This is a genomic window from Streptomyces thermocarboxydovorans, from assembly GCF_039524635.1.
GTDB classification, from domain to species: Bacteria; Actinomycetota; Actinomycetes; order Streptomycetales; family Streptomycetaceae; genus Streptomyces; species Streptomyces thermocarboxydovorans.
This window is the reverse complement of the sequence record NZ_BAAAGU010000053.1, coordinates 16,764-30,921: the sequence shown is the minus strand read 5'-3', so window position 1 is coordinate 30,921 and position 14,158 is coordinate 16,764. Positions and strand designations below refer to the sequence as shown.

18 protein-coding genes and 1 pseudogene are annotated in these 14,158 nt (G+C 70.5%); 3 read left to right on the top strand and 16 right to left on the bottom strand.

Going from position 1 to position 14,158, the window contains the following annotated elements; all coding sequences use genetic code 11:
• Positions 1 to 25 precede the first annotated feature (25 nt).
• The 16 genes and pseudogenes from ABD198_RS23385 to ABD198_RS23310 all read right to left on the bottom strand — a co-directional run bounded on the left by ABD198_RS23385 (position 26) and on the right by ABD198_RS23310 (position 11,441).
• Positions 26 to 646, bottom strand: coding sequence for an HAD family hydrolase (locus ABD198_RS23385; RefSeq protein ID WP_344005339.1), 621 nt, complete (start codon positions 644 to 646; stop codon positions 26 to 28).
• A pseudogene (locus ABD198_RS23380) lies at positions 643 to 1,809 on the bottom strand (MFS transporter); the annotation flags it as partial. The pseudogene ABD198_RS23380 and the gene ABD198_RS23385, both read right to left, overlap by 4 nt.
• Positions 1,797 to 3,023 (bottom strand): ATP-grasp domain-containing protein, encoded by a 1,227-nt coding sequence (locus ABD198_RS23375; RefSeq protein WP_344005384.1) that lies wholly within the window; start codon positions 3,021 to 3,023, stop codon positions 1,797 to 1,799. The gene ABD198_RS23375 and the pseudogene ABD198_RS23380, both read right to left, overlap by 13 nt.
• Before the next feature lie 91 nt (positions 3,024 to 3,114).
• Complete coding sequence (locus tag ABD198_RS23370) at positions 3,115 to 3,435, bottom strand: hypothetical protein (RefSeq protein WP_344005337.1); 321 nt, start codon at positions 3,433 to 3,435, stop codon at positions 3,115 to 3,117.
• A gap of 29 nt (positions 3,436 to 3,464) precedes the next feature.
• Entirely contained in the window at positions 3,465 to 4,643 is a 1,179-nt protein-coding gene (locus ABD198_RS23365; RefSeq protein ID WP_425580530.1) for an MFS transporter, read from the bottom strand.
• 35 nt (positions 4,644 to 4,678) lie between these two features.
• Positions 4,679 to 5,179 (bottom strand): regulator, encoded by a 501-nt coding sequence (locus ABD198_RS23360; protein WP_344005335.1) that lies wholly within the window; start codon positions 5,177 to 5,179, stop codon positions 4,679 to 4,681.
• Positions 5,176 to 6,024, bottom strand: a complete 849-nt coding sequence (locus tag ABD198_RS23355) for a winged helix-turn-helix transcriptional regulator (protein WP_344005333.1) — start codon at positions 6,022 to 6,024, stop codon at positions 5,176 to 5,178. The genes ABD198_RS23360 and ABD198_RS23355 overlap by 4 nt, the downstream gene beginning before the upstream one ends.
• A 27-nt stretch (positions 6,025 to 6,051) precedes the next feature.
• Positions 6,052 to 6,465, bottom strand: coding sequence for a hypothetical protein (locus ABD198_RS23350; protein WP_344005331.1), 414 nt, complete (start codon positions 6,463 to 6,465; stop codon positions 6,052 to 6,054).
• A 10-nt stretch (positions 6,466 to 6,475) separates the two neighbouring features.
• Positions 6,476 to 6,919, bottom strand: a complete 444-nt coding sequence (locus ABD198_RS23345) for a hypothetical protein (protein WP_344005329.1) — start codon at positions 6,917 to 6,919, stop codon at positions 6,476 to 6,478.
• Entirely contained in the window at positions 6,916 to 7,383 is a 468-nt protein-coding gene (locus ABD198_RS23340; protein WP_425580529.1) for a hypothetical protein, read from the bottom strand. Before ABD198_RS23340 ends, ABD198_RS23345 begins: the two co-directional genes overlap by 4 nt.
• Before the next feature lie 107 nt (positions 7,384 to 7,490).
• Positions 7,491 to 7,826: an SH3 domain-containing protein gene (locus ABD198_RS23335; RefSeq protein ID WP_203349077.1), complete on the bottom strand. Its 336-nt coding sequence runs from the start codon at positions 7,824 to 7,826 to the stop codon at positions 7,491 to 7,493.
• A gap of 151 nt (positions 7,827 to 7,977) precedes the next feature.
• On the bottom strand, positions 7,978 to 8,667 hold the full coding sequence (locus tag ABD198_RS23330; protein WP_344005327.1) for a hypothetical protein: 690 nt from the start codon (positions 8,665 to 8,667) through the stop codon (positions 7,978 to 7,980).
• Positions 8,668 to 8,743: 76 nt separating this feature from the next.
• Entirely contained in the window at positions 8,744 to 9,436 is a 693-nt protein-coding gene (locus ABD198_RS23325; RefSeq protein ID WP_344005325.1) for a hypothetical protein, read from the bottom strand.
• 16 nt (positions 9,437 to 9,452) lie between these two features.
• A complete protein-coding gene (locus ABD198_RS23320; protein WP_344005323.1) occupies positions 9,453 to 9,935 on the bottom strand; it encodes a hypothetical protein in 483 nt (160 codons plus the stop codon).
• Complete coding sequence (locus tag ABD198_RS23315; protein WP_344005378.1) at positions 9,932 to 10,480, bottom strand: DUF4913 domain-containing protein; 549 nt, start codon at positions 10,478 to 10,480, stop codon at positions 9,932 to 9,934. The genes ABD198_RS23320 and ABD198_RS23315 overlap by 4 nt, the downstream gene beginning before the upstream one ends.
• A 205-nt stretch (positions 10,481 to 10,685) precedes the next feature.
• Complete coding sequence (locus tag ABD198_RS23310; protein WP_344005321.1) at positions 10,686 to 11,441, bottom strand: DNA-methyltransferase; 756 nt, start codon at positions 11,439 to 11,441, stop codon at positions 10,686 to 10,688.
• Between the two features lie 519 nt (positions 11,442 to 11,960).
• Here ABD198_RS23310 and ABD198_RS23305 point away from each other — a divergent pair.
• The 3 genes from ABD198_RS23305 to ABD198_RS23295 all read left to right on the top strand — a co-directional run bounded on the left by ABD198_RS23305 (position 11,961) and on the right by ABD198_RS23295 (position 14,151).
• Positions 11,961 to 13,079 carry a C40 family peptidase gene (locus tag ABD198_RS23305; RefSeq protein ID WP_344005319.1) on the top strand — a complete coding sequence of 373 codons (1,119 nt, stop codon included), beginning with the start codon at positions 11,961 to 11,963 and terminating at the stop codon, positions 13,077 to 13,079.
• Positions 13,080 to 13,165: 86 nt separating this feature from the next.
• On the top strand, positions 13,166 to 13,483 hold the full coding sequence (locus ABD198_RS23300; protein ID WP_425580532.1) for a DUF6112 family protein: 318 nt from the start codon (positions 13,166 to 13,168) through the stop codon (positions 13,481 to 13,483).
• A complete protein-coding gene (locus ABD198_RS23295; RefSeq protein ID WP_344005315.1) occupies positions 13,483 to 14,151 on the top strand; it encodes a hypothetical protein in 669 nt (222 codons plus the stop codon). The genes ABD198_RS23300 and ABD198_RS23295 overlap by 1 nt, the downstream gene beginning before the upstream one ends.
• Positions 14,152 to 14,158: the final 7 nt, after the last annotated feature.

Here is a 14,158-nt window from a genome sequence, read left to right as displayed (position 1 = left end):
CCTGGGACGGTGAGGTGGGGGCGGTTCACGCCGTGGGGAGCAGTGCCGCTTCAAGGTCGGCGGGCCGGCCGGTGTAGTGCAGCGCGGTCAGCCCTAGGCTGCGAGCGGCCTGGCAGTTGTCGGCGCGGTCGTCTACGAACAACACGCGCTCCGGGTTGCGGGCGCCGGTGGCCGCGAGGGCGTGGTGGTAGGCGGCCGGGTCGGGCTTGCACGCCTCCAGCCGGGCCGAGTACAGGGCCTGGGTCATCAGCTGTTGCCAGTCGTGGGTGTCGAGCACGTCACTGAGGTGGCGGGGTGCGTTGGACAGGAGCACCATCGCCAGTCCCCTCCGGCGGACGCGGCGAAGGATGGCCAGGACGTGCTCATCCGTTCCGGTCCACATGTCGGTGTCCGCGGTGAGGAGTTCGCGCAGGAGCCGGGGGCCGGGGTGGGAGCCGAGGACGCGTCCCCAGTACGCCATGTCGCTGAGCTGGCCGGCGTCGTAGGGTTCGCGGGCACTCCAGAAGGCGCGCTGGAATCCGGTGAGGTCGTCGTCGGGCCAGGACGCGGTGCGAGCGAGGCGGAGCCACTGGCTGCGGGTGGGCTGCAGGCCGATGACGCCGTTGTAGTCGAGGATCACGGCGACGAGGCCGGTGTGGCGGGTCAAGAGGTGGTGTTCTCCAGGGCACGGTGGGCGAGGAAGGCGATGGCGGCTGCGAGGAGGGCGGGCAACAGCAGGGCCGCGGGCAAGGTGGTGGTGCTGGCGAGGGCGCCGATGAGTGCGGGGCCGGTCAGCAGGCCGAGGTAGCCGGTGACGGAGACCGTGGCCACGGCCTTCGGTCCACCGGTCCCGGCGGCGGTGATCAGGGAGGGGACCGTGCCGGACAGGCCGAGTCCGAAGACCGTCCAGCCGGCCAGTCCCGCGGGCACGCTGTCGGCCAGGACACCGATCGTCAGGCCGGTGGCGGCGAGCAGTACGCCTGCACGGACCACGGTGGGGGCGCCGAAGACGGCGGTGAGCCGGTCGCCGCTCAGCCGTCCCAGGGCCATGGCCGCGCTGTAGAGGGCGAACGCGCTCGCTGCGACGGCCGTGGTGGCGCCCAGGGAATGAGCGTGCACGGCGGCCCAATCGGCTGCCGCCCCCTCCCCCAGCAGACTTGCGGCCGCCAGTGCACCCAGCAGCCACAGCCTCGTGGGCGCCAGTGTCGCCTGGGCAGCGCCTGAGCCGGCGTTGTTGGACGTCAGAGGTTGATCAGTGCCGTGCAGGGCGAGGGTTCTTGGTCCGGCAGCGAGCACAGCAGCGGTCAGCGTCAGGCCGGTGACCAGGAACAGGGTGTGGTGGCTGGTCGCGGCGGTGGCGGCGGCCAGGGCGGCAGCGCCGAGCCCGCCGAGGGAGTAGGCGGCGTGCAGGGAGGACATGATGGGCCGGCCGTAGGCGTTCTGGCAGCGCACCGCCGCGGAGTTCACGGCGACGTCCAGGACGCCGTGTGCGATGCCGAAGGCGAGCGCCGCCGCGAGCAGCGAGGCCAGGGTGCGGCACTGGCCCAGCACGGCGAGAGCCCCGGCGAGGCCGACAGCTCCGCCCATCAGAAGCACGGGAAGCCGCTTTGGCCGGGCGAGGCGGCCACCGGTTCGCAGGCCGGCGACCATGCCGACGGCGGCGGTGAGCAGGACCCAGGACAGCTGCCCGGTGCTGAGGTGGGCGGCGTGCTGGACGGCGGGCATCCGGGCGCCCCAGATAGCCATCACCACGCCCAGGCCGAGGAAGTAGCCGGTCAGCAGCATCCGGCTGCGGCGGGCAGCGGTGGTGGGACGGCTCACGCGGCGCGACCTCCGGTGCCAGACGCATCGCCCGCGAGGGGCGCGATGTCGATGTGGAGGCGGCGGGCGGCCTGTTCGGCGCGTGCTCGTGCGAGGTCGGCGGTGGGGGCGGTGGTGATCAGGTAGCCGATGCGGGCGGTGAACATGGTGCCGCCGTCGGCCGGGAGGAGGAGTGGGTCTCCGGCCTGGTGCTGGATGTGGACGCGTTCCAGCCAGCGCGGGCAGATGCCGTCGAAGTAGACGCGGCGCAGGGTGCCGGAGACGTCCGGGTAGATGAGCTGGATCGCGGCGGCCATGGAGCGGTTGGGGGTGAGATCGGGTGCCCGGCCGCAGGCGATGTCGGCGGCGGCGCGCGGCAGGTCGATGCCGGTCGCCAGGTGCACGAGGTGGCCGATCATGTCGCCGGCGATCCGGCCGTTGACCTCGACCAGCCTCGGCTGGCCGTCGATCAGGCGCATCTCGACATGGCTGACACCGTCGGTGATCCCCAGAGCGCGGATCGCGGCGCATGCTGCGGGGGCGACCACGTCGAGCAGCGGATCGGCGGCGTCCACCACGTGGGCCAGCTCCTCGAAGTACGGCGGTTCGCTGACCGTCTTGCGGGTCACCGCAACCACGGTGGTCTTGCCCCGGTAGGTGACGCACTCCACCGACACCTCCGGCCCGTCGAGATACTCCTCGACCAGCACGCTCGTGCTCTCCTGCCCAAGACCGGCGGCCTTCTTGGCGAACGCGTACGCGGCCGTGAGCTGTCCGGGGGTGTCGGCGCGGATCACACCGATGCTGGCCGCGTGCGCGGCTGGCTTCAGCACGACCGGGTAGCCGATCCGCTCGGCCGCCGCCTCGGCCTCGGCCTCGGTGCGTACCGTCACCGAGGCGGCCGACGGGACCCCGTGCTGGGCGAACAGGCTGCGCGAGACGGCCTTGTTGCGGCACGCCTGCATGACCTCGGGGGCGTTGGTGGGCAGGCCGAGCCGGCGCGCGAGGCGGGCGACGGGGACGAGGTACCACTCGGTCCAGGTGAACACGCCTGCCAGGTCGTAGCGGTCGGCCAGCGCCTGCCCGGCGGCCGACAGCTGTACCGGGTCGGCCGGGTCGGGCACCACCACGCAGTCACGGAGATAGGGCACCTCCCACGAAGGCTCCTCACCGGTGATCAGGACGACGTCGTAGGCGGCGGCCACGGACTGGAGGCAGTAGCCGCGGTACGCCTCGGCTTCCATGTCGGCGGCGGCGACGACCAGGACGACAGGACGGTGGGACAAGTACGAACTCCTCAGAGATCAACGGGGGATGAAGGGGCCGAGGGCGGCTTTACGGGCTGCGTCGGCGGCGGACCTCGATCACGGACGCCCACTCCGGGTGGGCGGCGAGCAGCCTGCGCGCATAGAGGGCGGTGTAGTTGTTGTTCAGGCCCTTGACCCCTGCTGGCTGGCGCCAGCGCAGGGCCTCGAACAGCGCCTTCATCCCGACTCGCTTGGCTCCGGCGGCAAGACGTTCCTCAACGAGCCGTTCCAAAGACCGGTAGATCCAGGGGTACTGGGCGTCGAAGGCGCGGAACTGTTCGGTGATCGTGGGTGCGTCCCGGTACGGGAAGTCGAGGCCGGGCAGTCCGTCCTGCACGGTGGAGGGCATGCGGGCAGCGGTTCCTTTCGGGGTGGGGTTCAGGCGGGCGTGGTGCGCAGGGTGCGCAGCCGGGCGAAGGCGGTGAACAGGCCGAGGGCCTGCATGAGGGCGGTGACGGTGACGGCGTGCCCGATCTGGGCGGGCGGGATGACCGCGACGAGCAGTCCGGCGGCGGGAAAGGGCACCAGGAGCAGCAGGATGGTCAGGCTCAGGGTGCTGCCGAAGACCTCGGGCGGGATGAGGTGGGAGCGCAGGGTGCGCAGGACGACGGTGAGGCCGCCTTCGCCGGCCATCAGCACGGCGATCAGCAGGACGTATTCGGGGTAGGTGTCGGCCTTGGCGACCGCGAGGGTGGCTGCCGCGGCAACGGCGGCTGCGGTGGCGCCCACCGGCCACAGCCCCCACCGGTCGATCGCCCGGCGCGCGAGTGCGATGGCGAGCAGGGAGGTGACAGCGGCGGCGGACCAGATGAGTCCAGCGTCGGCGCTGGAGCGGCCCAGCTCGGTGACCACGATCACCGGCATCGCCGCCTGCAACAGGGCGATGGCCGTATTGGAGACGAGCAGGCCGCCCACCAGCCAGGCCAGGGCAGGAAGGGCACGCAGAGTGCCCCAGCCTGCCCGCACACCACTCCTGCTCGCGGGGGAACGGCTCGGCGCGGTCGGCCGGCGCGGAAGCAGCGCGGCGGCGAGCAGTGAGAGGGCGGCGAGCGTGCTGAGCATGAGCGCCGACCCGCCGTACTTCAGCAGCAAGCCGGAAACGAGAGGGCCGGCCAGCATGGCGGTCTGGTCGATCCCCAGCAGGACAGACTGCACCCGGTGCGCCCGCGATCCGGCTGTCCGGCTCGCCTCGCCGCCAGCCGTTTCCACAGCGATGTAACTGCACTCCGTGAGGAAGCCGCTGACCGGGGCGAGCGCCATCACGGTGACCGCCGCTGGCACCCCGACGTCAGGCGCCGCCAGCAGGAGCGCGGCCAGCAGGACGGCAAGAGTTCTGCCGACACACGCGGTACGGAAGATGCGGGGGACGCCGTGGCGGTCGACGAGGGAGCCGGCCACCGTGAACGCCACCAGGCGCGGCAGCCACTCCAGCGCGAACGCGACGCCCGTCAGGGTTGCCGACCTTGTCGTCGCGACCACGATGAGCGGGATGCCGTAGGTGGTCATCGCGAACGCGGCGCCGTCAGCCGAGCGGGGCAGGTAGACGCTGCGGAACAAGGAAGGGTGGCAGGCGTGCCGGGTTCTGCCAGCCCTCACGCGGCGAGCACGGGCTCGGGGCCCTGAACGAGCTGCGGGTTCTCGTGCAGCCACTGGGTAAGAAGGTCGCGCCGGCGGACATTCTTCTCACCGGTCTCGATAACCGGAGCGCCTTCCCGCGCCTCCTGCGAAGTGACAGCGGTAGGCACGGCGTAGAGCGAGAGGGTGTGCTGGACGCGGCTGGTGAAGTCACAGACCGGAGCCGGAAGGCCGTGGTGGCGCGCCCAGCGGGCCATCGCGTCGTAGACGTCGGCCAGGCCGGATCCGGACGGTGTCAGGCTGAGGCCGGCACCAGGCCGGTTGTGGATCAGCCCGAAAGCGCGGGCCTGTTCGACGGAATGCCGCAGCTGAGGGACTGGCAGGTCAGGGAGAGTGCGGGTCAGGCTGCGCGGTGGGATGGGGCCGTTGTCGTCGATCTCGGTGACAAGGCGGATCAGGCCGGGCGCGGACAGCACCGTGCAGGCGTGCCGGATGGCGGCTGGGGTGAGAGTGGTCATCGGCGCGGTGCTCCAGTGGGGAATGCCGCCAGCGGGCGGGGCGGGGTGGCGTGGGAGAACAGGGCGTTGCGTTGCCAGGCCGGCGGCGGTGTCCGATCGGTCTTGGTTGGTGCGGGCGGGGTCGCCGGAGTGGCAGTCCGCGCTTGGCTGCTGAGCCACATCCGCTGTTGCGGTGCGGCGCTGGTCTGCCCCCAGACCGGGTGCTGGCTGGCCTGGGTGAGGGGCTGGCCGGCGGACCATGCCGACAGGGCGCCCAGGACGGGCCCGAGACCGTCGCCAGCGGCGGACAGGCGGTAGGGCTGGCCGATCCCATCGGTTGTGATGAGACCGTCGTCGACGAGCTGCCGCAGCGGCGGGTAGATGTTGGTCCAATCGCCGGGAATGACCGTCTGGGCCAGAGCCCGGCCGCTGGCTTGTCCACGGACCTTGAGCGCCCACAGGATCGCGGCGGCGTGCCGCCGGGTCAGGAGCGTGAGGCTGTCCTCGATCTGTTCGATCGCGGTCAGCGGCTGGTCCGGTTGTTCGAGGTACTGCTCGGCCCAGGTGACGATCAGCGGCAGGACGGGCAGCAGCGCGGTGGCACGGTCGGTATGCCCATAGGTGACGTGCCGCGGGGTGTGCTCGTTTCGCTGGACGAGACCGGCCTCGCACAACTGCCGCACCTTGGGGTGCAGCTGGCCGTCGCGCAGCCAGGACACCTTGGCCGCGAGTTCGCTGTAGCGCAGCGGCTGCCCGTTCAGGGCGAGCAGGATCCGCACGTTCCAGCGTGGAGTGATCATGGCGAGTGCCTCGGTGACCCGGGCTATGTCCGTATCGGTGTCGGGAGGCAGACCGGTCAGGGCCAAGGGGGAACTCCTGTGTGAGTGACGGGGTCAGCGGCTCGGAACGGCGCTCGTGGCCGCAGCGGAGGGGGCCGCGGCCACTGCGGTGGGGGGCGAGGCCAGGGACGGCTCGGGCTCGACGCGCACGAGGCTCCGCAGCCCAGCCGACGCCGTTGCGGCCTGGGCGTCTCGTACGGCGACCGCTTCGGCCAGCCGGCGGGCGCAGTCGAATACGTGCGGCACCTCGTGGGTGGTGATGTGCCGCTCGGGGTGCATGAGCTGAGCGAGGCGCTCGCGGTGAAAGGCGATGCTGCGCTCGGCGAAGGCGAGCGTGTCGTGCAGGCCGAGGAGGGCGGAGAGCATGCCGGGCGGCTGGTCCTGAGCATGGGAGGTGAGGGCGGCGAGCGGGGCGCCGAAGAGGTCCTCGATCCGTCCGGCGATCTCGGCGGACGTCGGGTGGGTCAAGCGGAAGCCTTCACAGTCGGCGGCCCCGGGCCGCCCCGGCACCCTTGGGCGCCCGGGCGGCCGATGGCAAGACGGTGGCGAGGGTCGGCTGTACGGTGCGGACAGCCCGGGCGCGCTGCCCGGGTGGGGGCATGGTGCGCAGCAGGTCGTCCAGCGCGGCCCGGTAGCCGTCACGGGCGTCGAGCGCCGCCTCCAGCCACTGCGCGTCCATCCGCAGGTCCTCGGCGAAAAGCTCGTCCATGTCACGGTCCGCGGCCATCGCCTCGTGTACGCGGTCTCGGACCCGGGCGACCTGCGCCTCGGCCAGAGCCAGGAAGGAGCGAAGCTCCAGGGCCCGGGACAGCGCCGGGGAAGCGTCGGAACGAACCGCTGCGGTGTACAGGTCGTCGACCGGGACGCCGAAGACCTGGTGCAGCCGGTCGTCCGCGGAGCTGGGCTTGAGCTGGGCGCTCACCGCGCAAGGCTCCTTCCCTGCTGCTGGGTGGTCGCCGGCCTCGGCGGGGGGCTGGTGGGGACGGCCGGTCCCTGACGCCCGCGCAAGCGGGTCAGCCGCCGGGCGGCCAGGTCCTGCTTGCCCCTGGCGTCCGGGTCGATTAGCCACCGCACGACCATGGCCCGCCCGTCGCGGGCGGTGACGGCAGCGTTGACGCGATGGGCCAACTCCATCGTCGGGTCGTCGACCTCACTGGGCTGGCCGTCCAGCGCGGCCACGAGGGTGTCCTCCGCACGCTCCAGCGCTTCCTGCGATTCGAGGAGAAGGCCGTGCCACTTGACCACGTCGGTGGCCTGCGAGTTGGCGGTCGGCGCAGCGGCGACGGCGGCCTTCAACTGATTCATGCTCATCCCGAAACGGATTTCGATCTGTTCAGTGAGCACGCCCACGACATCGTCTATCGCATCGAGTGGAGCGTCAGACACGGGAGACTCCTCTTGGTAGACACCGGGATCCTCTAACTGGCAGAAGTGGGAGGGAAATCGAACGCTCAAAAGCGCCGCTGTACAGTCGAGTTACTGGCGTGCGCGGCTTAGTCGAGGCACATGCGGACGTCGCGGTAGACGTAGGTGGCGGACACCCAGCCCTTCACACCCGTCGTTCGGTCCGTGATGTAGCGCCAGTTGCCGCTGGTCTTGTGGACGGTGAACTTGTGCCCGCGGTACAGGATGCCCACGGCGGTGGACTTGGCCGACGCTTTGGAGCGGATGGTCACGGCCTTCGTGCCGATGACCCACGGACCGGGGTCGTTGCAGGACTGGGAGGTCAGGGCGCTGCTCGGGGCGGCCGTGGCGGTGGTCGCCGACGCGATCGGCAGGGCGAGGGCGCCGAGAATCGCAGCGGATACGGCAATGCGGGTTGCGCGCATGCGGAAAGAACCTCCATACGAGGGAAAGGAATGCTGGGGAGTGCCGAACCCGGGGTGCTCCCGGCGGCCGTATAAGAGTCCGGAGAATCGCCGGTTTGGCCAACCGGCGATCATCGGCTATGTTTCGCCGCGCCGACGGGAAAACGGGGCTTCAGCGTGAGCGGCCAGAGGGCCGGGAGGACGCCGTTTTCGGCGCAGGAGCAGGGCGGGAAAGTGATGGCACCGGGCGGACCAGCGGCAGAGCCTTACTTAGGCCACCGAGGCGGTCATCGCACCATTGCAAGGCTTCTTCGACCGAATCGAAGCCGCCCTCGCGCAGTGTGTGCGTTCCCGCCTCGATGTCGACTTCCTCGACTACGACACGGAATGGGGAGCGGGCGCGCTCGTCCAGGGCCCGCAACACCGCGAGCGTGACCCAGTCGTCCGGGTCGTCCTGGGTGTGGGACCAGCCGAGCGCGTAGTGGTCCCCGTCCCTCATGAGCCGTTGCTCCAAGGCCCGCGTCGCCTCGTCGGCCGGCGCTGTGCCCCGTTCGGCATCGAGCGTGAGGAACTCGGGCGGACAGCCGCGGCGGATGAGCCAGGACTGCGCCATCGAAGGCAAAGGCAACGTGGCCCGCTCGAAACTGAACGTGCTTCTCTCCAGGTCTCGTTGCAGGTGGAGAGCTACGTACTGCGGCACACCCGGGTGGTCCCAGGTGGCCGAGCCGTCGTACAGGACGTAGAAGCTGCGGGCGCCATCGGCGCTGTGGTGCTCGGCGAGGGAGACGAGCATGTCCTCGTGAACGCTGACGAGACGGAAGAATGCCGCGCTGATCTGATCGTCGGCGTCAAGGTCGTCCACCCGGAAGTTCAGAGAATGGGACAGGTCCCTGTCGGCGGGTGGGGATGGTTCGTGGGTGGGCATGCGGTCTTTCACGTCAGCGTCTCGGTGCCGGAGCGGATGGCCACGCTCCCGGTCGCGCCGTCGGCAACGACGTCTGCGTAGTACGGCGGTTGGCGGTCAGCGCGGCACGGCCGGCGTCGGTCAGACTGACCAGCTGGCCGGCATGGACGGGATGGCTGGTGTCGAGGGCGACGAGACCGGCGGACTGGAGCCGCTGAAGCTCGGCGTAGGGCACGCGGGTGCCTGAGGCGGTGGTCACCGACAGCCGGCCGGTCAGGAGATGCTCGTAGAGCTTGGCGCCGCCGGCGATGGCCAGCAGCGCCGCTTGATCAGCCGCGGTGATCTGCGCCTCGCCACTTGGTGCTGATCGCGAGGCGGCTTCGATCGGCTCCAACGCGTCGAGCACCCGCCGCATGGCGGCGTCGCGGGATGCGGCGGCCTCCTCCAACTGGTCCACGGTGCGGTCGATCCGCTCGAACAAAGCGGCATCGACGGGGAACTCCCCGGAGGACAGCCGGTGCAGGAGGGTGCGGTAGAACGTGACGCCGGTCTCGGCCTGGGCCAGTTCCCGATGCCGGTCGACCAGCTCGGTGTGTGGCTCGTCGAGGATGCCGCAGTCGCGGTGGGCCCACAGGGTGTCGACGTCGTGGCCGGTGGCTGCCTCGATGCGAGGGTCGAGCGGGGACACAGCCCGGCGGGCAGCCGTGGGCGCCGGATCAGGGGGCATAGGCAGTTCCTTGTGGTCAGCGAGTGTGAAGCGGGGAGGGGCTCTGCGCGGGGCGGGGCAGGCCCGGCGTGGCGGACGGCAGCGGTGCCGACCTGGGTACGGGACCGCGGGTGGCCAGCTGCGGGGAACGGGCGCGTGCCGCGTGCGTGCGGGCGCTGAGCGGCCGACGGGTCATTCCCAGGCGGCGGCCGACCTCGTCGTAGACGTCGTTGCCCGCCCGCGGCCGTACGGCGACCACGTGGATCTCCCGCCGGTGCGCCGATGACTCGGGCGCCGGACGGATGCCGTAGACGACCCGCCAGTCCTTGCGAGCGTCCACGAACAGCTTGCGGTAGCCCTCCAGGTCACCAGTCAGGCGGAGCCCGAAGCGCTCGGCGTTCACCACTTCCTGCAGATAGGCGAGGGTGAGATCGCGGATGTCGGATGGCGCCTGGAGCAGGTCGTTCAAGGCTCGGGGGTCGAAGCTCAGGCCGAAAGCCGGCTGCTGCCCTTCGCTCATGACGTCAGCCCGTACTCACCAGGCCCGGACGCCTCCGCCTCGGCGGACTCCTTCTCCGCGCGGGCCGAGGGGGGCGGTCCGGGAAGGAGACGGTGCGCGGGACGGTCCGGGGAGGTCATGCAGGCGGACAGGGGGCCGCCAGGTGCGCGGATCGCGGCCATGGCGTGGGTGAGGAAGTCGCGGTGCCAGACAAACATGCCGGCCAGGCCCGCCTCGGGGTCCTTGTGCTGCTGGTAGGCCAGCCACAGGGCATGCAGCCAGGCGACGACGTCGCTGTGCTCCTGCCATTGCAGGCACCAGGGCGCCGCCGTGGTGACCTCCGCCCCGTAGATCGGCAGGAGGAAGTCGTCGACCCAGTCCGACAGGGCGTCGAGTTCGTCCTCGTACGCCTCGCCCTCCAGCTCCAGGATGGGCCGAGGCTCCGGCGCAGCCTGTGCCGGAGATCCACCGAACCCCGGCATGCCGAACGCCGCAAACGGCGAAGCTGCGGGCGGAGCGGAGGCGAGGTGATCCAACTGCCGGGCCTGCTCTGCGGTTTGTTCCATCAGCCGACGGACACTGGCTTCGATCCCCTCCAGCTGCGTGTCCGGGATGCGCACCGGCTCCAGTTCTCCGTCAGCCGGGGGGTCGATGGATTCGGACATGAGAGAAGCAACCTCCTGAGTGCCGCGGAAATGGGGACAGGAACAATCCGGCAGTGCACCGGCCGAATACGGCGGTCGGTGATTCGCATGTGGCGGGGCGGTGGAGTCAGGCGGTGAGGACCACGTCGTCCTGGCCGAGGGACTGACGGATCGTTTCCGTCAGCCGGTCGGCGGCGATGGACGCGTAGTGTTCGGTCTTCTCCACACCGATGAAGTCCCGGCCTTCGAGCAGGGCGGCCACGCCGGTGGATCCGGAGCCGGCGCAGAAATCGAGGACTGTGCCGCCGGGCGCACAGATCTTGACCAACTCGCGCATGACCTCGACGGGCTTTTGCGTGATGTGCTGCCGCTGGGACCCCGACGGCTGTGAAGCGGAGTACATGCCCGGCAGGTAGACCGGGTTGCGGGAGCCGTCGATGGCGCCCTTCGACGCCCACACGATGAACTCGCAGTTCTGGGTGAAGCGTCCCTTCTGGGGCCTGGCCTGGGGCTTGTGCCAGGCCAGGACGCCGCGCCACAGCCAGCCGGCCGCCTGGATCGCGTCCGTCGTGATGGGCAGCTGGCGCCAGTCGGTGAACAGGAGCGCCGCACCGCCGGCCTTGGTGAGGCGGTGTGCCTCCGTCATGATCTGCGTCAGCCAGAACCCGTAAGAGCGCTGGTCCATGTTCTCGCCGGTGAAGTCGGCCAGGCTGTGCTTGGCGTCGGCGGATGTGTACTTCTGCTTGGCGGAGCGGCTGGTGCGCTCCTTCGCCGTGCGCCCACCGGAGTTGTACGGCGGGTCAGTGATGACGGCGTCGACGCAGTCGTCCGGGAGCTTGGACAGGACGCTCAGCGCGTCGCCCTGATGCAGGGAAAAAGGCAAAGAGGAACCCCGATTCGGGTGGGAGTGCGTGCGTGGAATGCCCGTCGCGTCGGCAAGCCCCATTGGCCGGAAAACGGGCATGAGCAGGCCCATGACCATGGTCTGGGGAGGGCGAGGGGGAGTTCAAAAACTGTAGACGTGATTCGGCCGATGACCAAGAAGTGCGCTGCTGAGGGGCCGGATACCGGCACCTCACGCCGACTTTTTGGTCAACGGCCGATCTGGGCCTACTGTTTTTGGACCGCCCGGCGCACACCGCCGCTGGCCCACTCCCCCTCTGGCTCGTGGAGGTTCACGCTGCCCCCGCACACCTAGCTCACCTGTCGGCCACGCTCGGTGAGCGGCTACTCGCCTGTGGCCGGCCACTCCTCATTCCGCCCACCCCGGTCTGCTGCGCTCCCTTTCCCGCGTTCCCTGCGCTCGCGCGGCGTGCCGGACACCGCACCCGAAGGACCCCTGCATGACGTCTCGTTATCCGCCCCTGCCCGAAACCGGTGATGTGCGCGTGGGCACCACAGGTTGAAGGGGCTCGCCGCCGGCATCGGCGTCGTCTTCCTCTCCCCTCTCCTTCTCGGCGGCGGCGCCGTGATGATGGCCACCTCCAGCGAAGCCGCCCAGAGCACCACCTCATCGCTCGACTGCCTCTCCGACGTGGACACCAGCAAGATCGCTGATCAGGTCACCAAGATCCTCGACGGTGCGGATCCGTCCAAGGCGCACATCAAGGACCTGGACCTGCCCGGCGAGCAGATCCCGAACGCGCAGACCATCGTCGCCACCGGCATCAGCCTCGGCGTTCCCGAGCGCGGTCAGATCGTGGCGCTGGCCACCGCGATGCAGGAGAGCCGGCTGCGCAATCTCGGCGGCGGCGACCGTGACTCTCTCGGCCTGTTCCAGCAGCGGCCCAGCCAGGGCTGGGGCACCGCCGCGCAGATCCACGATCCCGTCTACGCGTCCGAGCAGTTCGACAAGGCGTTGCTGAAGGTCCACGGCTGGCAGCAGATGACCGTCACCCAGGCCGCCCAAGCAGTGCAGCGCTCCGGTTATCCGGACGCCTACGCACAGTGGGAACCGCTGGCGACCACGCTGCAGAAGGCGATTGCCGCCACCTTCCCCGACTCCGGGGAGAAGGACGCCGGCAAGACCGACGACAAGCCCGCCCCCGCGACCGGCTGCGACACCGCCGACGGCACGTCCTACGGGCCCATCCCCGAGGGCGCCGTCCCGAAGGGCTACAAGATCCCCAAGGGCACCGACCCGCGAGCCCGCAAGGCGATCGTCTGGGCGATGCAGCAGCTCGGCACGATGTACCAGTGGGGCGGATCCTGCACCAACCCCCACGGCCCGGACGCCATGGCCCGCTGCGACTGCAGCTCCTTGATGCAGCAGGCGTACGCCCACGCTGGCATCACCCTCACCCGCACCACCTACACCCAGGTCGGCGAGGGCAAGGCCGTCTCACCGAAGGCCCTCAAGCCCGGTGACCTGCTCTTCAGCCGTGGCACCGCGGCCCGGCCCGAGCATGTCGGCATGTACATCGGCGAGGGCTTGGTCATCGAAGCCCCCCGGACCGGCAAGCCGGTACGGATCACGCCGCTCAAGGACTGGGCCGTCCTCGCCGCCCGCCGCGTCATCTGACGCCGGCCTCTCTCCCGCCGCTCGGCACCCCCCTCTTTCTGAACTCCCGCCAGGGCCTTCGGGCCTGTCCACGCAAGGAGCCCTTCATACCCGTGTCACCCCTCGCTGCCCGTACCGTCCAGCTTGCCTACGATCCCGGCATCTCTCCCAAAGGCGGCGGCCTTCCGGGCCTGACCGTCCTGAAGAACGTCGTCAACAGCATCAACATGTTCGCGATCATCACGGTCGTAGGCGCCCTGGCCGTCAGCCTCGCGGTCTGGGCGTGGGGCCACCACACCGGTGGCCACCAGGCCGAGGCCAACGGCAAGAAGGGCGCCACCGTCTCCGCTGGCGCTGCCCTCGGGCTCGGCGCCGCGAACGGCATCGTGGCCTTCTTCTCCGGTCTGGGGTCGCAGGTCCACTGATGCTCAAACGTCTCCCCGGATACGGCCTCGGCTGGGCCCCGAATCGCCGCATCGTCGCCATTGGGGTCGGCCTGGCCTGCCTTCTCGCCCTGGCTGCCGCGGCGGCCATCTTCTCCGGCCGCGGCAACCGCCCCCAGGCTGCCCCGCCCGTCCCACCGCCCGAGCACGGCTCCGCCTCCCCGACGGCCCAGCCCTCCTCCGCCAGTGGCCCGGTGGCCGGGCCGCCGAGGATCTCCGATCCGGTGGAGTTCGCCAAGGCTGCCGCGAAGATGCTCTGGTCCTACGACACCCGCACCACCAGCCAGGGCCAGCAGCTGGCCGGCGTGGAGGCGTGGATGACGAAGGAGAGTGAGTACGGCGACTGGGCGTCGGTCTCGGCGCAGATACCGGACCCGGTGCTGTGGTCTCGGATGGCGGACCAGAAGCAGCACGCCACCGCGACCATCAGCGAAGGGCACTACCCGGCCGCCTTCAAACAGGCCCTGTCCGAGGACCCGGCCGCGATCACCAAGGCGTACATCTACGCGGTCACCGTCACCGGCAGGCAGACGATCACCTGGACCAAGGGCGGCGGGGGTGCGGAGGACCGCTCGATCACCCTCGCTGTGCAGTGCCGCCCCTCCGCCGACTGCTCGCTCGTCGCCATCGCCCCGCGCGTCGCGCCCTGACCGAAAG

Bases quoted from the DNA above. Each gene is read 5' to 3' on its own strand.
- ABD198_RS23295 (WP_344005315.1), top strand. From the start codon at position 13,483: ATGCTCAAACGTCTCCCCGGATACGGCCTCGGCTGGGCCCCGAATCGC.
- ABD198_RS23360 (WP_344005335.1), bottom strand. From the start codon at position 5,179: ATGACCACTCTCACCCCAGCCGCCATCCGGCACGCCTGCACGGTGCTG.
- ABD198_RS23315 (WP_344005378.1), bottom strand. From the start codon at position 10,480: ATGGAACAAACCGCAGAGCAGGCCCGGCAGTTGGATCACCTCGCCTCC.
- ABD198_RS23370 (WP_344005337.1), bottom strand. From the start codon at position 3,435: ATGCCCTCCACCGTGCAGGACGGACTGCCCGGCCTCGACTTCCCGTAC.
- ABD198_RS23320 (WP_344005323.1), bottom strand. From the start codon at position 9,935: ATGAGCGAAGGGCAGCAGCCGGCTTTCGGCCTGAGCTTCGACCCCCGA.
- ABD198_RS23325 (WP_344005325.1), bottom strand. From the start codon at position 9,436: ATGCCCCCTGATCCGGCGCCCACGGCTGCCCGCCGGGCTGTGTCCCCG.
- ABD198_RS23375 (WP_344005384.1), bottom strand. From the start codon at position 3,023: ATGGAAGCCGAGGCGTACCGCGGCTACTGCCTCCAGTCCGTGGCCGCC.
- ABD198_RS23335 (WP_203349077.1), bottom strand. From the start codon at position 7,826: ATGCGCGCAACCCGCATTGCCGTATCCGCTGCGATTCTCGGCGCCCTC.